Source organism: Arthrobacter sp. W4I7 (genome assembly GCF_030816215.1).
GTDB classification, from domain to species: domain Bacteria; phylum Actinomycetota; class Actinomycetes; order Actinomycetales; family Micrococcaceae; genus Arthrobacter; species Arthrobacter siccitolerans_A.
On sequence record NZ_JAUSXU010000001.1, the window covers coordinates 2,956,375 to 2,979,669 of the forward strand.

The window sequence follows — 23,295 nt, forward strand, 5'->3', positions numbered from 1 at the left end:
AGGTATTGCTGCTTCCTTAGAGACTGCTGACTGCTAAACGTTCATTGGCGCGCGCACGTGCCCAGCTCTCAGCATCCAGTACGGATTCCACCGTCAGCCCGGAGGACCCTGAGTGTTCGCTGAGAACGGCCGCGATGGTGTCCACGATGTCAGTGAACCGGATACGGCCCGCGTGGAACGCCGTGACGGCTTCTTCGTTGGCGGCGTTGAAGACTGCAGGGAACGTGCTGCCCTGCTTCGCGGCGTCCTTGGCAAGATCCACCGCCGGGAAGGCGGATACGTCCAAGGGCTCGAAGGTCCAGGTTGCGGTCTGGGTCCAGTCGCAGGCAGCGGCCGCTTTGGGGACCCTGTCCGGCCAGCCCAGGCCCAGCGCTATGGGGAGGCGCATGTCCGGCGGCGAGGCCTGCGCAATGATGGATCCGTCAATGAACTGGACCATGGAGTGCACCACGGACTGGGGATGGACCACCACGTCGATCCGGTCCAACGGCACGTCGAAGAGCAGGTGAGCCTCGATCACTTCCAGCCCTTTGTTGACGAGGGTGGCGGAGTTTGTGGTGACCATGACCCCCATGTCCCAGGTGGGGTGCGCCAGCGCCTCCTGCGGCGTGACGTCGTGCAGCTCCTCCCGGTTCCGGCCCCGGAAAGGGCCGCCGGAGGCCGTAAGGATCAGTTTGTCCACCTCTTCTGCCGACCCGGAACGCAGGCACTGGGCGATGGCTGAATGCTCCGAGTCCACGGGAACGATCTGGCCTTCACTGGCAGCAGCCTTGACCAGTTCGCCGCCCACAATCAGGGATTCCTTGTTCGCCAGGGCGAGCGTGGCGCCGGACTTCAGCGCCGCGAGCGTCGGTGCGAGTCCAATGGATCCGGTGATGCCGTTGAGCACCACATCCGCCTCGGCTTCGGCGATCCTGGTGGAGGCGTCCGGCCCGGCGAAGATCTCGGGCCGGTAGCCGCGCTTGCCTGCTGCGGCAGCGGCGTCGGCCACGAGCGCCGCGAGTTGGCCGGCGTCCCCGCCGGCAATGCCGATGGCGCGGGCGCCGGTGTGGACGGCCTGGCGGGCGAGGAGTTCGAGGTTTCCTCCCCCGGCGCTGAGCGCCACCACTTCGAAAAGGTGCGCGGCGCCGTCGACGACGTCAATCGCCTGGGTGCCGATGGAGCCGGTGGATCCGAGGAGGGCGATCTTGCGTGGCTGCATTGGTTAAGTATCGCGCACCATCCTTGACCCGCAGCGCCTTGACCCCAGCAGGGCCGGGCGTAACGTGGATTGCGTGGACTGGCTCTCATGGTTTGATGCGCCGGAGTACGAGTTCGCCCGGCAGGTGCTGCAGCGCGGGGTGGCAGCACTGTATTTTGTTGCGTTCCTGTCCTCGCTGAACCAGTTCCCGGCGTTGCTGGGTGAGCGGGGCCTTTTGCCGGTGCCGGAGTACCTTGCGGGGTTCAGCCGTTTGCGCCGGCCCACCCTTTTCCGCTGGCGGTATTCTGACCGGCTGTTGCGCTGGGTGTGCGCGGCGGGGCTTCTGATAGCGGCCCTGCTCGTGGCCGGAATCCCGCAGCTCGGGCCGCCATGGGTTCCGCTGATTGCGTTCCTGGCCCTGTGGCTGCTCTACATGTCCGTGGTGAATGTGGGCCAGACGTTCTACGGCTTCGGCTGGGAAATGCTGTTGCTGGAGTCGGGGTTCACGGTGGCCTTCCTGGGTTCCAACCAGACGGAGCCGCCGCGCACCATCCTGATCCTGATTGTCTGGCTCGTGTTCCGGCTGGAATTCGGCGCGGGAATGATCAAGATCCGCGGCGGCAGGGAATGGCGCGACCTGACCGCCCTGTACTACCACCATGAGACGCAGCCGATGCCCGGGCCCCTGAGCCGGCAGGCGCACCTGCTGCCCAAGCCCCTGCACAAGGTGGAAGTCCTGGGCAACCATTTCGCCCAGCTCGTGGTGCCCTTCTTCCTGTTCGCGCCGCAACCCGTTGCCAGCGTGGCAGCGGCTGTGGTCATCGCCACCCAGCTGTGGCTCGTGGCCACCGGGAACTTCGCCTGGCTGAACTGGATCGCCATTGTGCTGGCCTTCGCCGCGGTGAGCGACCCGGCGGCCCACGCCGTGTTCCCGGTGATCCCGCTGGACTGGCACGGCGACGCAGGTGTGGACCGGCAGACCCCGGTGTGGTGGCTGGTGGTCACCCTGGCGGCCACCCTGCTGCTGGTGGTCCTCAGTTACTGGCCGCTGCGGAACCTGTTCTCCAAACGCCAGCTGATGAACGCCAGCTTCAACCGCTGGCAGCTGGTCAACACATACGGGGCGTTCGGATCGGTGACGAAGCAGCGCATCGAAATCGTCGTGGAGGGAACGCTTGACGACGAGCCGGACGACTCCTCGGACTGGCGCGAGTACGGCTTCAAAGGCAAGCCCGGGGACCTTCGGCGGCTCCCCCGGCAGTGGGCGCCCTACCACCTGCGGCTGGACTGGCTGATGTGGTTCCTGCCGTTGAGGACTGTCCACGAGGAGTGGTTTTACGCCTTCCTGGGCAAGCTGCTGGAGGCGGACCGCCAGATGCTGCGGCTCCTCCGTGATGCCCCGTTCGACGGCGTGGCCCCGCATTTGGTGCGCGTGCGCAGCTACCACTACCGGTTCTCAACGCGGAAGGAGTTCCGGGAAACGGGGAACCGTTGGGTGCGGACGCTGATCCACGAGCCAATTCCGCCCGTTTCGCTGCGGCGGCCGCAGGGACGGCAACGGTAGCTGAACGTCCGTGATGACTTCGTGCCGGGTTATGCGCCCGCAGCGGCGCGGCGGATGATCTCCTGGGCATGCTTGAGGATGGGTCCGTCGATCATCTTTCCCTGGTACTGGAAGACTCCCGATCCAGCCGACACTGCCGCTTCCAGGAGCGCTTGAGCGGCGGCAACCTCGTCGTCAGTGGGTGCATAAGCCTTGCGGACCACGGCGGCCTGGTCGGGGTGGATGCACGCTTTGGAGCTGAAGCCGGAGGCCACGGCATCAGCTGCTTCGGCAGCGAGTCCGTCGAGGTCGGGGATGTTGGTGTACACGGCATCCACCGCTTCCTTACCAAAAGCGCGTGCGGCCAGCAGGACGCTGGAGCGGGCGTGCAGCGCCACCGCCCGGTAGCCGCCGTCGTCGGTCCGGCTGGAGGTACCTCCCAGGGTGGCCAGCAGGTCCTCCGCTCCCCACATCAGGCCCACCACGTTGGGAGCGGCGGCGATGGCCGGGGCGTTGAGCACGCCCAAGGCCGTTTCACACAGCGCGATCACATGGTAGCCCTCCAGCGCCTTAAGCTGTTCGGCCGATTCGGCCTTGGCCAGCATCACCGTGCGGTAGGGCGTGTGGGCCAGGCAGTGCAGGTCCTTTTCGAAGTCCGCGGTACCAACGGGATTGACCCTGACAATGGTGCAGCTGGGTTCGAGCTCCGGTTCCACACCCGTGGTTCCCAACTGGGCCAGGATAGCACCGCGGGCTCGTTGCTTATCCCCGGGGGCCACGGCATCCTCAAGGTCGAGGATCACGGCGTCCGCGCGGGTGGCAGCCTTCTGGTAGCGCTCCGGCCGGTCGGCAGGGCAGAAAAGCAGGGCGGGGCCCATCACAAAGGTCATACCGGTATTGTGCCCCTTTCGCCGCCGGCCTGCTGCCGGTGCGCTTCACGGGTCCACATCAGGCAGCTGCGTTTGGCCAGTGCCACCACGGTGCCGTCCTGGTTGCGGCCGGTGTGCTCCATGGTGACGATGCCCTGGCCGGGCCGGGACGAGGAGAGCCGCTTCCCGCTGATCACGGTCTCGGTGTAGAGAGTGTCGCCGTGGTACAGCGGATGCGGGAAGGAAACGTCAGTCAGGCCCAGCTGGGCGATGATGGTTCCCTGCGTCAGCTGCGACACGGACTGGCCCACCACTGTGGACAGGGTGAACATCGAGTTGACCAGCCGCTGGCCGAACGGCTGCCCGGCGCTCCAGGCCGCATCGAGGTGCAGGGCCTGGGTGTTCATGGTGAGGGTGGTGAACAGGACGTTGTCCGCTTCGGTGACCGTCCGGCCGGGCCGGTGGGCGTACAGCACCCCCTCCTCCAGCTCATCGAAGTACAGCCCGCGCTGCTCAACGACGCGCCGCTCCCCCGTGTCAGAGCCGGTGGTTGAGCCTGTCGAAACCCCGTTCCCGGTGGTTGGGCCGGTCGAAACCCCGTTCTCACTGCTCATACCGTCAGTTCCCGGTCTTCCTCGAAGAGCTCGGCGCCGGTGGCCGCCGCTACATCCTCCACAGACACGTTTGGCGCCAGTTCCCGCAGTACCAGCCGGGAACCTGAGCGGTCTGCGACGACGTCGATGACTGCCAGATCCGTGATGATCCGGCCCACGCAGCCCTTGCCGGTCAAGGGCAGGGAGCATTGCTTGACGATCTTGGGCTTCCCGTTCCGGTCAACGTGTTCCATCATCACGATGACCTTTTTGGCGCCAAAAACCAGGTCCATGGCGCCGCCCATACCTTTGACCATCTTGCCGGGAATCATCCAGTTGGCGAGGTCACCGTTCTCGGCCACCTCCATCGCGCCCAGGACGGCGACGTCCACATGGCCACCCCGGATCATGCCGAAGGAAGCCGCCGAATCGAAGAATGCCGCCCCCTTGTTGACCGTGACAGTTTCCTTGCCCGCGTTGATCAGGTCCGGGTCAACGGCATCCTCCGCGGGATAAGGGCCGACGCCGAGAATCCCGTTTTCGGAGTGCAGCACAACTTCCACGCCGGCGGTAATGTAATTGGGGATCAGGGTGGGCATGCCGATGCCAAGGTTGACGTACTGGCCGTTATGGAGCTCGCGCGCCACCCGGGCGGCCAGTTCGTTCCTGGTCCAGCCTTTGGTGCCGCTCCCGTCCGCGGCCATTTCATGCTGCCCGGCTGCCCGTCGGTACTCGGGGCGGACACCTTCGGGACGCGGGGCGTAGGGGCTGTTCGGGTCCATGGTTAAGCTCCTGCCTGCGGGGTGCTGCCGGTCTGGTTGGAGACGTTCGGGTTGGAGACGTTTGGGTTGGAAGCCTTCGGATAAGTGCCGCTCCCCGCGGGCTGCGCGAGGGCGACTGTCCGCTTCTCGATGCGCTTCGCGGCATTGGCGGCCAGGACCACGCGCTGGACGAAGATCCCGGGGGTATGGATGTGTTCCGGGTCCAGCTCTCCCGGCTCCACCAGTTCCTCCACCTCGGCAATGGTGATCCGGCCCGCCATGGCGCAGAGGGGGTTGAAGTTCATGGCCGTGGCGTGGAAGACCAGGTTCCCGTGCCGGTCGCCCTTCCATGCATGGACCAGCCCGAAATCCGGAGTCAACGCCTCCTCCAGCACATAGTCGACTCCGGCGAAGGAGCGCACCTCCTTCGGTGCGGACGCGATCGCAACCCGGCCCTCGGCGTCGTACTTTTGCGGCAGGCCGCCCTCGGACACCTGCGTGCCCACCCCCGCCTTGGTGTAGAAAGCCGGAACACCGGCACCGCCGGCACGGAGTTTTTCGGCCAGCGTCCCCTGCGGCGTGAGGACCACCTCAAGTTCGCCCGCCAAGTACTGCCGGGCGAACTCCTTGTTCTCGCCGACATAGGAGCTGATGGTGCGGCGGATCCTGCCGTCGCGCAGCAGGATGCCCAGGCCCCAGTCGTCCACGCCGCAGTTGTTGCTCACCGTTTCCAGCTCCGAGGTTCCTGCCTTGTGCAGGGCGTCGATGAGGGTGACCGGGATGCCGCACAGACCGAAACCGCCCACGGCCAAGGAAGCACCGTCCGGGATGTCCGCCACGGCTTCCTCGGCGGTGGCAACAACCTTGTTAATCATCGGTGATCCTTTCAGGCCGGCTACAGTCTCCATCCAAACCCGGTTGCTACAGTCCCGGTTACTACAGACCCAGTTCGCGAGCGATCAGCATCAGCTGGACCTCCGTGGTGCCCTCCCCCACTTCAAGGATTTTGGAGTCGCGGTAGTGGCGTGCCACGGTGAACTCGTTGATGAAGCCATAGCCGCCGAACACCTGGGTGGCATCCCGCGCATTGTCCATGGCCGCCTCGCCTGCGACCATCTTAGCGATGGCCGCCTGGGTCTTGAACGGCTTTCCGGCAAGCATGCGGAACGCCGCATCGTAGTAGGCAAGGCGGGCTGTGTGCGCCCTTGCTTCCATGCGGGCGATCTTGAACGAGATGGCCTGGTACTTGCCGATCCGGTGGCCGAAGGCACTGCGTTCCTTGGCGTATTTGACCGACAGGTCCACACAGCCCTGGGCGGCACCGGTGGCCAAGGCTGCGATGGCGATGCGGCCCTCGTCAAGGATGGACAGGAAGTTGGCGTAACCGCGGCCTTCCACGCCCAGGAGGTTGGCTTCCGGGACGCGGACGTCCTTCAGGGTCAGCGGGTGGGTATCCGAGGCGTTCCAGCCCACCTTGTTGTACGGCTTCTCCGCCTTGAATCCGGGCGTGTCGGTGGGGACCAGGATGGTGGAGATCTCCTTCTGGACCGATCCGTCCCCGCGTTCCTTCTGCCCCGTGACGGCGGTGACGGTGACGAGGCGGGTGATATCCGTGCCCGAGTTGGTGATGAACTCCTTGTTGCCGTTAATCACCCACTCGCCGCCTTCCCGCCGGGCGTGGGTCTTGGTGCCGCCGGCGTCCGATCCTGCCTCCGGTTCAGTCAGGCCGAAGCCGGCGAGCGCCTGGCCTGACGCGAGCAGGGGCAGCCAGTCCTGCTTCTGTTCCTCAGTACCGAAACGGTAGACGGGCATGGCGCCCAAAGACACGCCCGCTTCGAGGGTGATCGCCACCGACTGGTCCACGCGGCCCAGCTGCTCCAGCGCGAGGGCCAGTGCGAAGTAGTCCCCGCCCATCCCGCCGAACTCTTCCGGGAAGGGCAGTCCGAACAGGCCCATCTCGGCCATCTGTTTGACCACCTCGTACGGGAAGCTGTGCTCCTCGTCGTGCTTGGCCGATACCGGGGCCACCACTTCGTCGGCGAATTCGCGGACGGTGTTGCTGAGGTCCTGGTATTCCTCGCTGAGTTCAAAACCTGCCATGGCTAGGCTCCTTTGCCTGGGGTTGCGATTGTGTCTGCGGGGTTGGTGCTGCTGTCAGCGGCGGGATGCGGATGAATGGTGGCGAGCACCTGGTCCGCCTTGACCAGGTCACCCGGCCGGGTGCTGAGATGTACTGTTCCGTCCAGCGGAGCCAGCAATTGGTGCTCCATCTTCATCGCCTCCACGGAAACGAGCACCTGCCCCGTGATGACGGCATCCCCGTCAATGACCGGAACGGACACCACCGTTCCCGGCATGGGCGAACGTACGGCCGGGTCGGCAGCGCCCTCCTCGCGCTGGATGGCTGCGAGCACCCGCTCAAGCCGCGACTCCCGGGTCAGTACCTCGAGCCGGCAGGACCAGCCGCCATTTCCGAGGAACAGTCCTGCGGGTGCGGGGTTTATGGGGGGTCCACCGGCAGGGCTTACGGCTTCCCCGAAGACCGGTGCCAAGGAGTAGGTAATGCTGCGCCCGTCCAGGGTCAGGACAGCCTGCCCGCGCGCGAGGAACTCCAGCCGGGCCGGACGTGACGGCCCGTCGTCTACCGAGACCATCACTTCTCCGTTCCCTGCCGGGCCCGCACCAGCGTTGCCGCTAATGCGCAAAGTGGCGATGCCGCCGTCGGGCGTTCCCAGGCTGATCCGGCGGGGTGCCGGGGTGCCCAGCCGCCAGCCGTTGCGGGTGTGCCACGGGCCCGGGGGCGGCGTGTTCTCCTGCCCCTCCACAGCAAGGGTGAAGAGCGCGGTTGCCACCAGTTCGGCGTCGGCTGCGCGTCGGAAGGCGAGATCCGGAAGTTTTCGTTCGATCAGGCCCGTGTCGAGGCGGCCGGCGCGGACGTCGGAATCGTTGATCAGCAGCCGCAGGTATTCGACGTTGGTGTCGAGCCCCAAGGCTGTGTAGCCGCCGAGCGCCGTGTCCAGCGTGTCGAGGGCGGCGGCGCGGTCGCCGCCCCAGGCGATGACCTTGGACATCAAGGGGTCGTAGCTGGCGGAAAGCTGCAGCCCCTCCACGAGGGAGGAATCCACCCGGACTGTCCCTGTACCGGCCGTCCCCGTGCCTGCCGTCCCCGCGGGCAGCTCATCCAGGAGGAGCACCGTCCCCGTGGACGGCAGGAAGTTCTTCTCGGGGACCTCGGCGTAAACGCGCGCCTCCACGGCATGCCCGTTAAGTTCGACGTCGGCCTGCCGGAGCGTGAGTTCCTCGCCGGCGGCGATCCGCACCTGCCATTCGACCAGGTCCACCCCGGCGACCATCTCGGTGACCGGATGCTCCACCTGCAGCCGGGTGTTCATCTCCATGAAGTAGAACTCATCCGGCGCCTCGTCTGAGACGAGGAACTCCACCGTTCCGGCGCCGCTGTAATTGACGCTGCGGGCAGCGTTGCAGGCGGCTTCGCCGATGCGGGCGCGGATGGAGCCGCCCTCCGGATGCGCTTCAAGCAGTGGCGAGGGCGCCTCCTCGATGACTTTCTGGTGCCGCCGCTGCAGGGAGCATTCACGCTCGCCCAGGTGGATGACGTTGCCGTGGTTGTCGGCGAGCACCTGCACCTCGATGTGCCGTGGCGTGGACACCAGCCGTTCCAGGAAAAGCGTGTCATCGCCGAACGCGCTTGCGGCAACGCGCCGGGCAGTGGCCAGCGTCGCGTGGAGGTCCTCCGGGTGTTCCACCACGTGCATGCCCTTGCCCCCGCCGCCCGCGGACGGTTTGATCAGCAGCGGAAATCCCACAGCGTCGGCGGCCTGGACCAGCTGCTGGTCCGTCATACCCGGCTGCGCCACCCCGGGGACCACGGGGACGCCGTAACCGGATACGTGGTTCTTGGAGCGGATCTTATCCCCCATCATGTTCAGCGCCTCCACGCCGGGGCCGATGAAGGTGATGCCGGCCTGGTCCAGGGCGCGGGCGAACTCGGCGTTTTCGCTTAGGAAGCCGTAGCCGGGGTGCACGGCTTCCGCTCCGGTCCTGAGGCAGGCGTCGACAATGGCCTCGATCTTCAGGTAGCTCTCTGCTGCCGCGGCGGGGCCGATCCGCACGGCAGTGTCAGCTTCGCGCACGTGCCGGGCACCGGCGTCGGCATCGCTGTAAACGGCGACCGAACGGATGCCCAGGGCGCGAAGGGTACGGATCACCCGGCAGGCGATCTCGCCACGGTTGGCCACGAGGACTGTCCCGAAGAGCGGCTTGCGGGCCGTGGGGGTGCTGGTGAGGGAAGGCGTGGTCATCCGGCTCACATCCTGAAAAGGCCGAAGGAGGTTTCCGGCAGCGGGGCGCGGGACACAACGTCCAGGGCCAGGCCCAGGACGGTCCGGGTGGCGGCGGGATCTATCACGCCGTCATCCCACAGCCGGGCCGTGGAATAGTACGGGCTGCCCTGGTCCTCGTATTGCCGGCGGATGGGGGCTTTGAAGGCTTCCTCGTCCTCGGCGGACCACTCCTGGCCGGCCGCTTCGTACTGGTCACGCTTGACGGTGGCCAGGACGCTGGACGCCTGGTTGCCGCCCATCACGGAGATGCGGGCCGCCGGCCACATCCACAGGAACCGCGGCGAGTACGCCCGGCCGCACATGGAGTAGTTGCCGGCGCCAAAGGAACCGCCGATGACCACGGTCAGTTTGGGCACGCGCGCGGTAGCAACGGCGGTGACCATCTTGGCACCGTTTTTGGCGATGCCGCCTTGTTCCGAGTCCTTGCCCACCATGAACCCCGAGATGTTTTGCAGGAACACCAGCGGGATCCCACGCTGGTCGCACAGTTCGATGAAGTGCGCGCCTTTGAGCGAGGACTCACTGAACAGCACGCCGTTGTTGGCCACGATGCCCACCGGGTGGCCGTGCAGCCGGGCGAACCCGGTCACCAGGGTGGTGCCGTACTCCTTCTTGAATTCGTGGAACCGGCTGCCGTCAACCAGCCGGGCAATGACCTCGTGGACGTCGTAGGGGGCGTTGACGTCCGTGGGTACCGCACCATAGAGCCCGTCGGGGTCCGCGGCGGGTTCGATGGCGGCAGTTACGTCCCAGGCTGGCGCCGCGGGAGGCGGCAGCGTGGCCACGATGTCCCGGATAATCTGCAGCGCATGTTCGTCATTTTCAGCAAGGTGGTCCGTCACACCGGAAATCCTTGAGTGCACTTCCCCGCCGCCCAGCTCCTCCGGGCTGACGATCTCCCCGATTGCAGCCTTTACCAGCGGCGGACCACCCAGGAAGATGGTGCCCTGGTTACGGACGATCACCGTTTCGTCGCTCATGGCGGGAACGTAGGCTCCGCCGGCGGTGCAGGATCCCATCACCGAGGCGATCTGCGGAATCTTGGCCGCGGACAGCCGCGCCTGGTTGTAAAAGATCCGGCCGAAGTGGTCGCGGTCCGGAAAGACCTCATCCTGTTTGGGCAGGAAGGCGCCGCCGGAGTCCACCAGGTAAATGCAGGGCAACCGGTTTTCGAGGGCGATCTCCTGGGCCCTGAGGTGCTTCTTGACGGTCATTGGATAGTAGGTTCCGCCTTTGACCGTGGCGTCGTTGGAGATCACCAGCACGTGGCGGCCGTGGACCAGTCCGATGCCGGCAATCACTCCCGCGCCCGGGGCCTCGTTGTTGTACATCCCGTTGGCTGCGAGCGGCCCAATTTCCAGGAACGGGCTGCCGTCATCCAGCAGCTGGTCGATGCGTTCCCGCGGCAACAGCTTCCCCCTGGCCACGTGGCGCTGCCTGGATTTCTCCGGTCCGCCGAGGGCTGCGTCAGCCAGTTTCTTCCGCAGCTCTTCGCTGAGTTCCAGCTGGGCGGCACGGTTGGATGCATATGCCTCGGCAGTTGCATCGAGCCCGGTGGCAAGGGTCTCCATTGACGGTCCGTTCCTGTTCCGATCCGAGCCCTTCTACAGCAACTCGGTTAGCGCCCAATAACTGAAATTCAGGTTAGTCTGTATTAACTGTGAAGTCCAACACATAGCTGCTCTTGCTAAGATCTGCGGGATCCGAGGAGGAAATGTGCGCAGCACCGACGCCACCACGCAACCCGGCTTCCCCACCCAGCGCGGGCAAGCGAAAGAGAGCCGCAGGCAGGCATTGCTTTCGGCTGCCGCGGCGCTGTTTGCAGTCAATGGATTCAACCGTGTTTCGCTCGAGGACCTGGGCTCGGCTGCCGGGGTCAGCGGACCAGCGGTCTACCGCCACTTTCCCGGCAAGCAGGCAGTCCTCGCCGACCTCCTGGTCACGGTCAGCCAGGAGTTGCTCGACGGCGGCCGCGAGGTTGTAGCCCGCACCCCGGACCCTGCCTCGGCCCTGCGGCGCCTGGTGGAGTTCCAGGTGGACTTCGCCCTGGGCAAGCCGGACGTCATCCGCGTCCAGGACAGGGATTTCAGCAACCTCTCGGAGCAGGACCAGTCGGCAGTCAGGGCGCTCCAACTGGATTACGTCGAGGTGTGGGTGGGCGTCCTCGCCAAGCTGCACCCGGACACCGGCATCGCCGAGCTCCGGATGCGGGCGCACGCAACGTTCGGGCTGATCAACTCCACGCCCCACTCGGTGCGCAGCCACGGCCGGAAAATGGCGGCCCGCTCCGCCCGGCCGCTGCTGGAGAGCATGGCCCTGGCCGCGCTGCTGGTCGAGGCCCCACAGGACTAAAGAACCGCGGCGTTCTGGAAGCCCAAGCCGTTTCGGAACCCACTCGTTGGTGGCACCACGCGTTTTGAAACCCACCTGTTGCTCCCCTGCCGGTTCCCGGCGTGCGAGGCGTCAGGACGGCCCCGGGCCGCACAGGCGGTGCAGGGCAGCAACGCGTATGCGGCCCAGGGCCGCGGGTGCACTACGGGAGCCGACCCTAGACCATGGCCAGGACCATTCCGGGGTCCGCGAGGATGGCGCCCACATCCGCCAGGAAGCGCGAGCCTTGTTCCCCGTCCACCAGGCGATGATCAAAGGACAGGCTCAGTGTGAGGACCTGGCGAAGGGCCACTTCACCCTGGTACTCCCATGGCGTATTCCGCACGGCCCCGACGGCGAGGATGGCGGCCTCCCCCGGATTGAGGATGGGAGTGCCCGCATCGATCCCGAAGACGCCGATATTAGTAATAGAGATGGTCCCGCCGGACAGGTCGGCTGGTGTGGTCTTGCCGGCACGCGCGGCTTCCGTCAAGTCGGTCAAAGCGTCCGCGAGCTGAAGGAGGGACAGCGCGTCGGCATCCTTGATGTTGGGAACGGTCAGTCCGCGCGGCGTTGCGGCCGCAATGCCCAGATTCACATAGTTGAAGGTCACGATCTCCTGGTTCGCCTCATCCCAGCGGGCGTTGAGGGCGGGGTTGCGCCGCAGCGCGATCAGCACTGCCTTCGCCGCGAGTGTGAGCGGCGTCAGCTTGTGGCCAGCGAACTCGCGGCTGCCCTTGAGCTTGACCAGCAGGTCCATGGCCGGAGTGACGTCCACCGTCAGGAACTCCGTGACATGCGGGGCCGTGAAGGCACTCTCCACCATGGCGGCTGCAGTGAACTTCCGTACTCCCTTGATAGGCGTCCGGGTTTCCCGGGCACCGTGGGACTGGACGCCTGCCGGAACAACTGTCTCCGGTTGTGGAGAGCCAGCATCCGTTTGTTGCCCGTCCACAAAGTGCTGTACGTCCTCGCGCGTGATCAGTCCTCGCGGGCCGGTCCCGGACACCACGGCGAGGTCGACACCGAGGTCCCTGGCGAACTTCCGAACCGGCGGAGTGGACCGGGGCCGGGTTACTCCGGGCGTGATATCAGTGGGCCTGGTCTCGACAGGCTCAACCACCGGGGCTTTGGTCTCGACAGGCCTGGTCTCGACAGGCTCAACCACCGGGGCTTTGGATTCGACAGGCTGGGTTTCGACAGGCTCAACCACCGGGGCTTTGGTTTCGACAGGCCGCGCTGCGACATGCTCAACCACCGGGGGTAGGTTGCGCGGGCGTCGTACCGGCCGGCCCGTACTTTCGACGACGGCGCCGTACCCCACCAGGTTCGGTTCCCTTTTGGCTGCTGCCGGCTTCGCATCCTGCTCCTGCTCCGGTTCCTGCTCCTGCCCAGTCGGGGACGAAGCAGGGGCGGCGGACACGCCAGAGGATGCCCCGACGTCGTCCGCTACTTCGAACGAGACGATCGGCTTGCCCACCTCCACAACAGTGCCGGGCTGCTCATGCAGTTCCTTGATGACCCCCGCAAAAGGGGACGGCAGTTCCACCACTGCTTTGGCGGTTTCCACCTCGGCAATCACCTGGTTCAGGCTGACGGTATCCCCCACCCCCACCTTCCAGCTGAGGATTTCCGATTCGGTGAGTCCTTCACCCAGGTCCGGCAGCCGGAATTCCTTGATCATGGTGCCGCTCATCCTTCCAGCCCGCTGAGGGAGTTCGGCCGGCCGAGGGCACGGTCCACACCATCAAGGATCCGGTCCAAGCCCGGCAGGTGGTGCATTTCCAGCTTTGAATACGGGTACGGGATGTCGAAGCCGGTCACCCGGACCGGAGCCGCCTCCAAATAGTAGAAGCACCGTTCCGTGATGCTGGCAGCCACCTCAGCGCCGAGGCCGCCGGACTGGCCGGCTTCATGCGTCACAACCAGGCGGCCGGTTTTGCGGACCGAGGCCACAACGGTGTCGTAATCCACCGGGGCCAGCGAGCGCAGGTCGATGACCTCGATGGAAATCCCTTCATCCGCGGCAGCCAGTGCGGCGTCCCGGGCGGTCTTGACGAGCGGGCCGTAGGCCACCAGGGTGACGTCCGTGCCCTGGCTGACCACGCGGGCCTGGTCCATGGGCACGGCTGCCCGTGGATCCAGGTTCTCGTCCACCTCGCCTTTGTCGTGGTAACGGCGCTTGGGCTCGAAGTAGAGCACGGGGTCGTCGCAGGAAATGGCCTGCTGGATGACGGTATGGGCGTCCTGCGGGTTGGAGACTGTCACAACGCGCAGCCCGGAAGTGTGGGTGAAGTACGCTTCCGGCGATTCGGAGTGGTGCTCAGGGGAACCGATGCCGCCGCCGAACGGAACCCTGATGGTGATGGGCATTTTGACGGCTCCCCGGGTGCGATAGTGCAGCTTGGCCACCTGGCTGACGATTTGGTCGAAGGCCGGGTAGATGAAGCCGTCGAACTGGATCTCCAGCACAGGCCGGTAGCCGCGGTAGGCCAGCCCCACGGCTGTTCCCACAATGGCCGATTCAGCCAGTGGGGTGTCCACAACACGGTGCTTTCCGAAGTCCTTTTGCAGCCCGTCAGTCACCCTGAACACACCGCCCAGCGCGCCGATGTCCTCACCCAGGAGGACCACTTTGGGATCGTTTTCCAAAGATCTGCGCAGGCCGGTATTGATGGCTCGGGCAAAGGTCATCTGGGTCATCAGCGTGCACCTTCTTCTGATACGGCTTCTGTGGGATCACCGAAAGAAGCCAGGTAACGGGCGTAGTGGTCCTGCTGCCGGTCCAGCCAGCTGTTGGGCGTGCTGTAGACGTGCTTGAAAACGTCCAGCGGCTGCGGATCCGGCATGGTGGTGCAGCCTGTGCGCATTTCCCGTGCCACGGCGTCGGCCTTGTCCCGGACCTGCTGCTGCAGTTCTGCCGTCAGGAGGCCTTTGCGGTCCAGTAATGCCTCCATGCGGCTGATCGGGTCCTTTGCAGCCCAGTCCTCCAGTTCATTGGCGTCCCGGTAGCGGGTGGGGTCATCGGCCGTGGTGTGCGGACCCATCCGGTAGCTGACCGCCTCAATGAAAGTGGGACCGCCGCCGCGCCGGGCGCGGTCCAGGGCAACCCTGGTGGCCGCCATTACGGCCAGGACGTCATTGCCGTCCACCCGCAGGCTGGGGATGCCGAACCCGGCTGCCCGGTCCGCCAGCTGGATGTGCGACTGAAGGCGTACGGGTTCGGAGATGGCCCAGTGATTGTTCGTGCAGAAGAACACCACCGGCACCTGGAAGCTTGCGGCAAAAACCATCGCCTCGTTGACGTCGCCCTCACTGGTTGCGCCGTCTCCGAAATATGTGACCGCCACAGAATCACTGCCGTCGTTCTGGATGCCCATGGCATAGCCGGTGGCGTGCAGGGTCTGGGCGCCGATGATGATTTGCGGCGTGGCCATGTTGATGGAGTACGGGTCCCAGCCGGATGACGCATTTCCACGCCAAACCCGGACGATGTCCGTCAGGTCCACGCCCCGGCAGTACGCGACCCCGTTTTCGCGGTAGCTGGAGAAGACAAAATCATCCTGGCGAAGGGCCCGGCCGGAACCGATCTGCGCGGCCTCCTGGCCGAGCAGCGGGGGCCACAACGCGAGCTCACCCTGCCGCTGCAGGGCCGTGGCTTCGACGTCGATGCGCCGGATGACGGTCATGTCCTCGAACAGGGCGCACAACTGTTCGTCGGCGATGTCCTGCAACCAGGGATCGAATTCCGGATGGCTGACCCGCTCCCCCGAAGGGGTGATCAGCTGGACAAGCCCCGCGCCCGCTCCGGGACTTTCCACGGGGGTACCCGCGCCGGTGTTACCAGCCGCACCCGGGGCACTTGCGCCGTCCTGGCCCATTCTGTCTGTAGACACGATAGCCGCAACCTCTCACGAAAGTTGACCTGCGGTTCGAGGACTTGTGGTCCCGCTGCCGCCAGCCTCCCGGGCGCCGTTGCCCCGGATACTGTGACCCTACTCACAATGCTCATTGGGTACAACCACCGCGGCAGTCAGTGAGCAAAATGCTCTGTCCGGCTGATTTCCACGGTGCTAACGTTGCGCATTATGCAAGCTCTGGATGGCACTGACACCCGCCTGCTCTCGGCCTTGGCCCAGGATCCGCGACGGACGGTTGTGGCCCTGGCCCAAAAGCTCGGACTGTCCAGGAACACGGTGCAGGCCCGGTTGGCCCAACTGGAGAAAAAGCACGTCTTCCTGTCCTTCGAACGCCGGATCAATCCAGTGTCCCTCGGGTACCCGCTGATGGCCTTTATCTCCGTCCATGTCCAGCAGCAAAAGCTTGCCCAGTTGGCCAAGGACCTGGCTGACGTGCCCGAAATCCTCGAAGGTTACGGACTCACGACTCACGGCTCCGCCGACCTGCTGCTTCGCGTGGTGGCCCTGGACGCGGAGGACCTTTTCCGGATCAACGGAAAGATCCTCGCCTGCGACGGCGTGGACCGCACGGACACGGCCCTGGCCATGGGCGAGCTCATCCCGTTCCGGGTCGAGCCCCTGCTTGAGCGTGGTTCGCAGGGCACCTGACAGTTCCTCTGTGCCTGCCAAAGCATGTGCCAATCCGCGAGCACCGCCCGCCTGGGTGTGCAACGCCATAAAGTACGACGGCGGCCATGCCCGCTATAGGCTGTTGCAAGTTATCCAGGGGTGCCCGCAGAGGTCCCCGCTACCACGCAGTGCAATGCACCCCGCCGGAAAGGCTCCATCTTGGGCAATCCTCAGGAACCGTACCAGCCGCGAGAGCCCGGTTACGCGCCGCAGCAGCCGCCCGTACCCATGCAGCAGCCGACGCTGCGAGGTGGACAGGCCGACCAGGCTCCGGCCGGCGACTACCAGGATTCCGCCGCCTCAGACCAGGCCCCGGACGGCGCCTATCAGGGCCGCGCCAAGCGATATCAGGAAGCGGGTCCGTTCGGCTTGCCCGGCCAGCATCCTCCGGCCAAGGGCCGGCGGAAGCTTTGGATTATCCTCGGCAGCATCGGCGGCGTCCTGCTGCTCGTGATCCTGGGAGTCATCATCCTGGTGAACGTGCTGGGCAGTGCCACCAACCAGGCACGGGGCCTTGCCGACGATTTCACCAAACTGGTCATCGCGGGCGAAAACGCCAAAGCCTATGACGACTACCTGGACCCGGCCCTGTACCAACAGCTGTCCAAGGAAGCCTTCATCACCGGTGTGGAGAGCCTGGAAATGAACGACTCATGCAAGCCGTCCTATAACGACCTCAAAGTGAGCACCGAAAACGGAGTCAAAGCTGCGGACGTGGCCGGCGTCATCACCTGCGACGGCAAGGAAGTGGACCTCGCCTACCGTTTTGAAGGTACGGATGAGCTGAAGATGACCAATATCAAACTCCGGCCCAAGGCCTAGCCACAACAGCACCGGGAACACGAAAAGAGCCTCCGCGCCCGAAGCGCAGAGGCTCTTTTCGTGTTCCGGAACGGTTCAGGCCCCCGGGAGTAGTCCGCATCAGTGGCCAGCCCGGGTCAGTGGTTGACTGCCTTTTCCGCCCCGATCCCCGTCAGCGAGCGGACCTCCATTTCGGCCTGCTTGGAGGTGTCTTCGCGCTTCTTGTCGAGGACAGTCCCGAGCCAACCCAGCAGGAACGCCAGCGGGATGGACACGATGCCGGGATTGCTCAGCGGGAACAACGCGAAGTTGGCATCCTTGATCATGGACGTCGCTCCGCCGGAAACCACCGGCGAGAAAATGATCAGGACAATCGCCGCTCCCAGCCCGCCGTACATGCTCCAGACTGCGCCCTGCGTGGTGAACCGCCGCCAGAACAGGGAGTAGATGATGGTGGGCAGGTTGGCCGAGGCCGCGACGGCGAACGCCAGGGCCACAAGGAACGCCACGTTCTGCCCGTTGGCGAGGATGCCGCCCAGGATCGCGAGGATGCCGATCACCACTACGGTGCGCCGGGCCACCTTAACTTCAGTGTCGGCGTCGGCCTTGCCCTTGGCGATGACGTTGGCGTAGATGTCGTGGGCGAAGGACGCTGCCGCGGTGATGGTCAGGCCGGCCACCACGGCGAGGATGGTGGCGAAGGCCACCGCCGAAATGAAGCCCAGCAGCAGCGGGCCGCCCAGGTGGAAGGCCAGCAGGGGTGCCGCCGAGTTCACTCCGCCCGGGGCAGTCTTGATGGTTTCCGCACCCACCAGGGCGGCCGCACCGTAACCCAGCACCAGAGTGAAGAGGTAGAAGAGTCCGATCAGCCAGATGGACCACACCACGGACTTGCGGGCTTCCTTGGCCGTGGGGACCGTGTAGAAGCGCATCAGTACGTGCGGCAGGGCGGCAGTGCCCAGGACCAGGGCCAGGCCCAGGGACATAAAGTCCAGCTTGGACGTCTCGGTCTTGCCGTACTGGAGTCCCGGATTGAGGACGGCGGGATTGTTGGCCGTCTCTACCGCACCGCCCAGCAGGGCCGAGAGGTTGAAGCCGTAGATGGCCAGAACCCACAGCGTCATGACGGCGGCGCCTGCAATCAGCAGCATGGCTTTGATGATCTGGACCCAGGTGGTGCCCTTCATGCCGCCGATCAGGACGTACATGATCATCAGGGCGCCGACGACGATGATCACCAGGGCTTGTCCGCCCCAGTCACTGATCCCAAGCAGGAGGGAGATCAGGCTTCCGGCGCCGGCCATCTGGGCCAGCAGGTAGAAGAAGCAGACCGCCAGGGTGGAGATGGCGGCGGCGATACGGACCGGCCGTTGCCTGAGCCGGAAGGACAGGACGTCTGCCATGGTGAACTTGCCCGTGTTGCGCAGGAGCTCGGCAACAAGCAGCAGCGCCACGAGCCAGGCCACCAGGAAGCCGATGGAGTACATGAATCCGTCATAGCCGTTGATGGCGATGGCGCCGGTAATGCCCAGGAAGGAGGCTGCCGAGAGGTAGTCCCCGGCGATCGCGGTTCCGTTCTGGGAACCGGTGAAGGAGCGGCCGGCCGCGTAGTAGTCGGCCGCGGTCTTGTTGTTCCGGCTCGCGCGGAAAACAATCACCATGGTGACGGCGACGAAGAGGCCGAAAATTCCCATGTTCAGCAGGGTGGTGTCCTTGAGAGCGGTGACATCCACCGCTGTGGCGATCCCGATCATTTTCCTACACCGCCCATCCGGTTGCCGTGCTTATCAAATTCGTGCCCCTCGATCTCGTCCCGGATCTCCTTGGCGATGGGGTCAAGCCTCTTGTTGGAGTAGTGGACATACCAGCCGGTGATCGCAAACGTCGAAACGAACTGGAGCAGGCCAAGGATCAGGCCGATGTTGATGTTGCCCCAGACCTTCGTGGACATAAAGCCCACCGCGTAGTCCGCCAGGAGGACGTACGCGAAGTACCACAGCAGGAATGCGACTGCCATGGGGAAGACAAAGCTGCGGTGACGCTTGCGCAGTTCCTGGAACTGCCCGGTCGACTGGACCTGTTGAAAGTCCACGGACGCCGCTGCGTCCGGAGTGTGGGCCTCGTTACCCATCGTTCCTCCTCATTGAGACTTGCCTGTGACACACCCGCCGCACATCCCGGACAGGGAATCTGCAAGTGTGACTGCAATCACTTTGCGTTCCGCCATGCATCACATGCCATACCTGTCCCGGCCGCTGTCGCTCAACGGTCGGGATGCTGCGACAAACGGCGCCCGACGCTACGCTGGGCACCATGTTGGACTCCCCCCTCCTGACAGCCGCGGCCGTGGCCGTCATCGCGATGGCGATCGCCGTCGTCGTCGGCGTGGGTCTCAAGGTGCTCCGCTCCTTCCGGGACCTGGGCACGGACGCCGAGCGGGCCACCTACCACACCCTTCATGCGGCATCCCAGGCGGGGCAGCATCTGCGCCGCGGCCTGAACCCGGCCGGGGCGGCCAAAGCCAGCCGGCACCTGCGGACGCTGCTGGGCTGTGAGGCCCTGGCCATCACTGACACCACGGGCGTACTGGCTTGGGACGGCGCGTCCGAGGAGCTGAAACCGCAGGTGATGCGCCTGGCGGAAGGGGTGCTGGCCGGCGGCCGGACGGCGGTTCTTCCGGCCGGAAGCCCTACGGGCGCGGACGGCGCACCGAAGGACGGGACCGGCGGTCCGCTCGCCGCGGTAATTGCGCCGGTGCGGGCGGGCACGCGTGTGGTGGGGGCGGTGGCGGCTTTTGCGCCGTCGGCGGGTGCGGGGCTGGTCCGGGCCACCAGTGAGGTGGCCGACTGGGTGGCCGCCCAGGTGGAACTCGCGGAGCTGGACGCATCCCGGACCCTGCTGATGGAAGCGGAGGTACGGGCCCTCCGCGCGCAGATCAGCCCGCATTTCATCTACAACTCGCTGAACGCCATCGCATCCTTCATCAACACCGATCCCGCCCGTGCCCGCGAACTGGTGGTGGAGTTCGCCGATTTCACCCGCTACTCCTTCCGGCGGCACGGCGACTTCACCACCCTCGCCGAAGAACTGCGCTGCATCGACCGTTATCTGCTCCTGGAACGCGCCCGGTTCGGCGAGCGCGTCCAGGTCAGCCTGCGGGTGGCGCCTGAGGTCCTGAGCACGGTCATCCCCTTCCTCAGCCTGCAGCCGCTGGTGGAAAACGCCGTGCGCCACGGGCTGGAGGCCAAGGAGGGGCCAGGGCATATCAGCATTACCGCGAACGACGCCGGCGCGTTCGCCGAGGTGACGATCGAGGACGACGGCGTGGGCATGGATCCCGCGCAGCTGCAGTCGACGCTGGCCGGCCATACCGACGGAATCCATGTGGGACTGCGGAACGTGGACGCACGCCTCCGCCAGGTCTACGGCAACGACCACGGGCTGGTCATCGACACCGCGCCCGGGGAGGGAACAATGATCACCATGCGCGTGCCGAAGTCCCAGCCCGGCCACGACGCCTGAGCCCGGTGCCCCATGTGTGCCCATCCGGGCGTCATCCGGTGCGCGCGGGCGGACGCTAACCTTGGAGGATGATTAACGTCCTCGTCGTCGATGATGAGCTGCCCGCCGTTGAGGAACTCGCTTTCCTCCTGGGCCGGGACGACCGTATCGGCACCGTCCTGCGCGCCACCTCCGGCAGTGAGGCCCTGCGGGCACTCGCCGCGGGCCAGGTCGACGCCGTTTTCCTGGATATTCACATGCCGGCGGTGTCCGGCCTGGATATTGCCCGCGCCATCAGCGGGAGCCGGAATCCGCCGGCCGTGGTGTTTGTGACCGCCGACGAGGACCACGCCCTGAAGGCGTTCGAACTCGCCGCCGTGGATTACTTGCTCAAGCCGGTCCGGGCCGAACGGCTGGCACGGTCAGTGGGGCGCATCAGTGAACTGCGCGACGGCGGGACGGCACCGGAGATGATCACCGTGGACCAGGGCGGAACCACCAGGATGATCCGGCGGGACGACGTGACGTACGTCCAGGCCCAGGGTGACTATGCGAGGCTGCACACGGCTGATGCGAGTTACCTGATCAGGGTGCCGCTGGCCGATCTTGAGCAGCAGTGGGCGGATGCCGGCTTCATCAGGACCCACCGCTCCTACCTCGTCGCCCTGAAGCACGTGACCTCCATGAAGCTGGCAGCAGACGGGCCCAGCGTCACTGTCGCGGGCGCCGGACTGCCCATCAGCCGACGCCACCTGCCAACGGTCCGGGAAAAGCTGGGGGCCACCCGGATCAGGCCGCAAGCATGAACCGGGTGCGCGTGACTGCTCCGCGCTCCGCGGCCCTCCCCGCCCGGGACAGCCGCGAGGCTGCGCAGGACTCCGAGGTGGGGCAGGTGTTTGTGAGGTCACTGATCCGGTCCCAGTTGCGGCTCGCCCTGGTGGTGGCCGGCGGGTTCCTGCTGATCCTGGGCGCCTTCCCGCTGCTGCTCGCCGTGGTGCCCGGCTTGTCGGAGACCCGGATCGGCGGGATCCCGTTCGACTGGCTCCTCCTGGGCGTTGGGATCTACCCCCTGATCGGGCTCAGTGCCTGGCTGTATGTCCGGACCGCTGCCCGGAACGAGGCGCGGTACAGGGACCTGGCCGGTGACCAGTGAGCAGGCACCAGCCAAGCAGGGAACCAGTAAGCCGGGAATCGATAGGCAGGGACTGGTGACGGCAGCATGAATCCAGGCGTGGCCATAGCTGCGCTCGCCGTGGTCTCCGTGGCCACGGCGGTGATCGGCTTCTACGGGCTGCGGATCTCCCGCACCACGGGCGATTTCTACGTTGCTTCCCGGACCGTCCGGCCCTGGTGGAATGCCTCGGCAATCGGCGGGGAATACCTCTCCGCCGCAAGCTTCCTGGGCGTTGCCGGGCTCATCCTGCTCTCCGGGACGGACGCGCTGTGGTTTCCCGTGGGCTACACCGCCGGCTACCTGATGCTGCTGCTGTTTGTTGCCGCCCCGCTGCGCCGCTCCGGGGCCTACACCATCCCGGACTTCACCGAGGCCAGACTGGACTCTCAGGTAGTACGGAAGGTCACCAGCCTGGTGGTGGTGCTGGTGGGCTGGCTTTACATCGTGCCGCAGCTTCACGGCGCCGCCCTCACCATCCGGATCACCACCGGACTGCCTTCCTGGGTGGGTTCGGTGGCGGTGGTGATCGTGGTGTGCCTGACGGTAGTGGCCGGCGGCATGCGTTCCATCACGTTCGTGCAGGCTTTCCAGTACTGGCTCAAGCTCACCGCCCTGGCCGTTCCCATCCTGTTCATCATCTTTATGTTGGCCGGAAACGGAACACCCGCGCTGTCCCCTCCTGCGGTGAATCCCACCAGCCTGGCCCCTGCCGGGGCCTACCAGAACGTCTCGTTGCTCGTGGCCCTGCTCTTTGGCACCCTCGGACTGCCGCATGTCCTGGTCCGGTTCTACACCAACCCGGACGGGCAATCGGCCCGGCGCACCACGCTGATCGTCCTCGGACTGTTGTCCGTGTTCTACCTGTTTCCCACCGCGTACGGGCTGGTGGCCAGGGTGTTTGCGCCTGGCCTGGCCCGCGCCCACCAGGCCGACGCCATGGTGCTGCTGCTGCCGGGCGAACTCGTCGGCGGTGCGGCCGGGGACCTGCTCTCAGCCCTGGTGGTGGCCGGCGCTTTTGCCGCTTTCCTGTCCACCACCTCCGGCCTGGTGGTGTCCCTGGCCGGGGTCATCAGCCAGGACGTCCTCGGCGGCGAAGTGGGCGGCTTCCGGCTCGCGGCGGTGATCTCCGCCGTCGTACCGCTGGGGTTTGCCTTTATGACCGACTCACTGGCCCTGGCCGGCAGCGTGGGGCTGGTCTTCGCGTTTACTGCCTCCACCGTTTGTCCGGTACTCCTGCTGGGCATCTGGTGGCGGGGGCTTACTGACGCCGGTGCCATCGCCGGAATGGTCACGGGCGGGATCCTCTGTGGCGGCGCGATGATCGCCGGTGCCCTGGTGGGAGCTTCGAACCTTGCGCCCTGGCTGGCCCAGCCGGCTGCGTGGACCGTGCCGGCGGCCTTCGCCGTGATGGTGGTCGTCTCGCGTGCCACTGCGCACAGACTCCCCAAAACCATGGCCCGGGTCATGACGCGGCTGCACACCCCGGAACGGCCGCTGGCCACGGAACGCTGATCCCGCCGTCGGCCGCCTTTTGCTTTTCCCTGCAGTGA

Annotated in this window: 21 protein-coding genes; 8 read left to right on the forward strand and 13 right to left on the reverse strand. The window is 65.8% G+C overall.

Going from position 1 to position 23,295, the window contains the following annotated elements; translation table 11 throughout:
* Nucleotides 1-16 precede the first annotated feature (16 nt).
* Nucleotides 17-1,201 (reverse strand): 1-deoxy-D-xylulose-5-phosphate reductoisomerase, encoded by a 1,185-nt coding sequence (gene dxr, locus QF047_RS13510; RefSeq protein WP_307277871.1) that lies wholly within the window; start codon nucleotides 1,199-1,201, stop codon nucleotides 17-19.
* Nucleotides 1,202-1,274: 73 nt separating this feature from the next.
* Here dxr and QF047_RS13515 point away from each other — a divergent pair, with 73 nt between their 5' ends.
* Entirely contained in the window at nucleotides 1,275-2,744 is a 1,470-nt protein-coding gene (locus tag QF047_RS13515; protein ID WP_307277874.1) for a lipase maturation factor family protein, read from the forward strand.
* Nucleotides 2,745-2,773: 29 nt separating this feature from the next.
* Here QF047_RS13515 and QF047_RS13520 read toward each other — a convergent pair whose 3' ends face one another.
* The 7 genes from QF047_RS13520 to QF047_RS13550 form a co-directional block, all read right to left on the reverse strand.
* On the reverse strand, nucleotides 2,774-3,613 hold the full coding sequence (locus QF047_RS13520) for a CoA ester lyase (protein WP_306638881.1): 840 nt from the start codon (nucleotides 3,611-3,613) through the stop codon (nucleotides 2,774-2,776).
* Nucleotides 3,610-4,206: a MaoC family dehydratase gene (locus QF047_RS13525; protein WP_307277879.1), complete on the reverse strand. Its 597-nt coding sequence runs from the start codon at nucleotides 4,204-4,206 to the stop codon at nucleotides 3,610-3,612. The genes QF047_RS13520 and QF047_RS13525 overlap by 4 nt, the downstream gene beginning before the upstream one ends.
* Entirely contained in the window at nucleotides 4,203-4,967 is a 765-nt protein-coding gene (locus QF047_RS13530; RefSeq protein ID WP_307277886.1) for a CoA transferase subunit B, read from the reverse strand. The genes QF047_RS13525 and QF047_RS13530 overlap by 4 nt, the downstream gene beginning before the upstream one ends.
* 2 nt (nucleotides 4,968-4,969) lie before the next feature.
* Complete coding sequence (locus QF047_RS13535; protein ID WP_306638876.1) at nucleotides 4,970-5,821, reverse strand: CoA transferase subunit A; 852 nt, start codon at nucleotides 5,819-5,821, stop codon at nucleotides 4,970-4,972.
* Between the two features lie 61 nt (nucleotides 5,822-5,882).
* Nucleotides 5,883-7,046 carry an acyl-CoA dehydrogenase family protein gene (locus QF047_RS13540; protein ID WP_307277891.1) on the reverse strand — a complete coding sequence of 388 codons (1,164 nt, stop codon included), beginning with the start codon at nucleotides 7,044-7,046 and terminating at the stop codon, nucleotides 5,883-5,885.
* 2 nt (nucleotides 7,047-7,048) lie between these two features.
* On the reverse strand, nucleotides 7,049-9,268 hold the full coding sequence (locus QF047_RS13545) for a biotin carboxylase N-terminal domain-containing protein (RefSeq protein ID WP_307277894.1): 2,220 nt from the start codon (nucleotides 9,266-9,268) through the stop codon (nucleotides 7,049-7,051).
* Between the two features lie 5 nt (nucleotides 9,269-9,273).
* Nucleotides 9,274-10,881, reverse strand: coding sequence for a carboxyl transferase domain-containing protein (locus QF047_RS13550; protein ID WP_307277897.1), 1,608 nt, complete (start codon nucleotides 10,879-10,881; stop codon nucleotides 9,274-9,276).
* 145 nt (nucleotides 10,882-11,026) lie between these two features.
* Between QF047_RS13550 and QF047_RS13555 the strand changes: the two genes are divergently transcribed.
* Nucleotides 11,027-11,662 carry a TetR/AcrR family transcriptional regulator gene (locus tag QF047_RS13555; protein WP_307277900.1) on the forward strand — a complete coding sequence of 212 codons (636 nt, stop codon included), beginning with the start codon at nucleotides 11,027-11,029 and terminating at the stop codon, nucleotides 11,660-11,662.
* 196 nt (nucleotides 11,663-11,858) lie between these two features.
* Here QF047_RS13555 and QF047_RS13560 read toward each other — a convergent pair whose 3' ends face one another.
* Genes QF047_RS13560 through pdhA form a run of 3 tightly spaced genes read right to left on the reverse strand, consistent with a single transcriptional unit; the run spans nucleotide 11,859 to nucleotide 15,576 of the window.
* Nucleotides 11,859-13,364 (reverse strand): dihydrolipoamide acetyltransferase family protein, encoded by a 1,506-nt coding sequence (locus QF047_RS13560; protein WP_307277903.1) that lies wholly within the window; start codon nucleotides 13,362-13,364, stop codon nucleotides 11,859-11,861.
* 8 nt (nucleotides 13,365-13,372) lie between these two features.
* Nucleotides 13,373-14,383, reverse strand: a complete 1,011-nt coding sequence (locus QF047_RS13565) for an alpha-ketoacid dehydrogenase subunit beta (RefSeq protein WP_307277905.1) — start codon at nucleotides 14,381-14,383, stop codon at nucleotides 13,373-13,375.
* Nucleotides 14,383-15,576, reverse strand: a complete 1,194-nt coding sequence (gene pdhA, locus QF047_RS13570; protein ID WP_307277908.1) for a pyruvate dehydrogenase (acetyl-transferring) E1 component subunit alpha — start codon at nucleotides 15,574-15,576, stop codon at nucleotides 14,383-14,385. The genes QF047_RS13565 and pdhA overlap by 1 nt, the downstream gene beginning before the upstream one ends.
* Before the next feature lie 192 nt (nucleotides 15,577-15,768).
* Here pdhA and QF047_RS13575 point away from each other — a divergent pair, with 192 nt between their 5' ends.
* Nucleotides 15,769-16,248: an Lrp/AsnC family transcriptional regulator gene (locus QF047_RS13575; protein ID WP_307277911.1), complete on the forward strand. Its 480-nt coding sequence runs from the start codon at nucleotides 15,769-15,771 to the stop codon at nucleotides 16,246-16,248.
* A gap of 180 nt (nucleotides 16,249-16,428) precedes the next feature.
* The gene (locus QF047_RS13580) at nucleotides 16,429-17,091 is read left to right on the forward strand and encodes a hypothetical protein (RefSeq protein ID WP_307277914.1); all 663 of its coding nucleotides are present in this window, start codon (nucleotides 16,429-16,431) and stop codon (nucleotides 17,089-17,091) included.
* Nucleotides 17,092-17,207: 116 nt separating this feature from the next.
* On the opposite strand, the gene QF047_RS13585 is transcribed toward QF047_RS13580, so the two are convergent.
* Nucleotides 17,208-18,824 (reverse strand): cation acetate symporter, encoded by a 1,617-nt coding sequence (locus QF047_RS13585; protein WP_306638861.1) that lies wholly within the window; start codon nucleotides 18,822-18,824, stop codon nucleotides 17,208-17,210.
* A complete protein-coding gene (locus QF047_RS13590; protein ID WP_306638860.1) occupies nucleotides 18,821-19,201 on the reverse strand; it encodes a DUF485 domain-containing protein in 381 nt (126 codons plus the stop codon). Before QF047_RS13590 ends, QF047_RS13585 begins: the two co-directional genes overlap by 4 nt.
* 182 nt (nucleotides 19,202-19,383) lie before the next feature.
* On the opposite strand from QF047_RS13590, the gene QF047_RS13595 reads away from it, so the two are divergent.
* The 4 genes from QF047_RS13595 (at nucleotide 19,384) to QF047_RS13610 (ending at nucleotide 23,257) form a co-directional block, all read left to right on the forward strand.
* Entirely contained in the window at nucleotides 19,384-20,592 is a 1,209-nt protein-coding gene (locus QF047_RS13595; RefSeq protein ID WP_307277920.1) for a sensor histidine kinase, read from the forward strand.
* Between the two features lie 68 nt (nucleotides 20,593-20,660).
* Complete coding sequence (locus QF047_RS13600; protein ID WP_306638858.1) at nucleotides 20,661-21,377, forward strand: LytTR family DNA-binding domain-containing protein; 717 nt, start codon at nucleotides 20,661-20,663, stop codon at nucleotides 21,375-21,377.
* On the forward strand, nucleotides 21,374-21,724 hold the full coding sequence (locus QF047_RS13605; protein WP_307277925.1) for a hypothetical protein: 351 nt from the start codon (nucleotides 21,374-21,376) through the stop codon (nucleotides 21,722-21,724). Before QF047_RS13600 ends, QF047_RS13605 begins: the two co-directional genes overlap by 4 nt.
* Nucleotides 21,725-21,790: 66 nt before the next feature.
* The gene (locus tag QF047_RS13610; protein WP_307277927.1) at nucleotides 21,791-23,257 is read left to right on the forward strand and encodes a cation acetate symporter; all 1,467 of its coding nucleotides are present in this window, start codon (nucleotides 21,791-21,793) and stop codon (nucleotides 23,255-23,257) included.
* Nucleotides 23,258-23,295 lie beyond the last annotated feature (38 nt).

Coding starts and splice junctions, on each gene's coding strand:
- dxr (WP_307277871.1), bottom strand. CDS start 1,201: ATGCAGCCACGCAAGATCGCCCTCCTCGGATCCACCGGCTCCATCGGC.
- QF047_RS13520 (WP_306638881.1), bottom strand. CDS start 3,613: ATGACCTTTGTGATGGGCCCCGCCCTGCTTTTCTGCCCTGCCGACCGG.
- QF047_RS13525 (WP_307277879.1), bottom strand. CDS start 4,206: ATGAGCAGTGAGAACGGGGTTTCGACCGGCCCAACCACCGGGAACGGG.
- QF047_RS13530 (WP_307277886.1), bottom strand. CDS start 4,967: ATGGACCCGAACAGCCCCTACGCCCCGCGTCCCGAAGGTGTCCGCCCC.
- QF047_RS13535 (WP_306638876.1), bottom strand. CDS start 5,821: ATGATTAACAAGGTTGTTGCCACCGCCGAGGAAGCCGTGGCGGACATC.
- QF047_RS13540 (WP_307277891.1), bottom strand. CDS start 7,046: ATGGCAGGTTTTGAACTCAGCGAGGAATACCAGGACCTCAGCAACACC.
- QF047_RS13545 (WP_307277894.1), bottom strand. CDS start 9,268: ATGACCACGCCTTCCCTCACCAGCACCCCCACGGCCCGCAAGCCGCTC.
- QF047_RS13550 (WP_307277897.1), bottom strand. CDS start 10,881: ATGGAGACCCTTGCCACCGGGCTCGATGCAACTGCCGAGGCATATGCA.
- QF047_RS13560 (WP_307277903.1), bottom strand. CDS start 13,364: ATGATCAAGGAATTCCGGCTGCCGGACCTGGGTGAAGGACTCACCGAA.
- QF047_RS13565 (WP_307277905.1), bottom strand. CDS start 14,383: ATGACCCAGATGACCTTTGCCCGAGCCATCAATACCGGCCTGCGCAGA.
- QF047_RS13575 (WP_307277911.1), top strand. CDS start 15,769: ATGCAAGCTCTGGATGGCACTGACACCCGCCTGCTCTCGGCCTTGGCC.
- QF047_RS13585 (WP_306638861.1), bottom strand. CDS start 18,824: ATGATCGGGATCGCCACAGCGGTGGATGTCACCGCTCTCAAGGACACC.
- QF047_RS13590 (WP_306638860.1), bottom strand. CDS start 19,201: ATGGGTAACGAGGCCCACACTCCGGACGCAGCGGCGTCCGTGGACTTT.
- QF047_RS13595 (WP_307277920.1), top strand. CDS start 19,384: ATGTTGGACTCCCCCCTCCTGACAGCCGCGGCCGTGGCCGTCATCGCG.
- QF047_RS13600 (WP_306638858.1), top strand. CDS start 20,661: ATGATTAACGTCCTCGTCGTCGATGATGAGCTGCCCGCCGTTGAGGAA.
- QF047_RS13605 (WP_307277925.1), top strand. CDS start 21,374: ATGAACCGGGTGCGCGTGACTGCTCCGCGCTCCGCGGCCCTCCCCGCC.
- QF047_RS13610 (WP_307277927.1), top strand. CDS start 21,791: ATGAATCCAGGCGTGGCCATAGCTGCGCTCGCCGTGGTCTCCGTGGCC.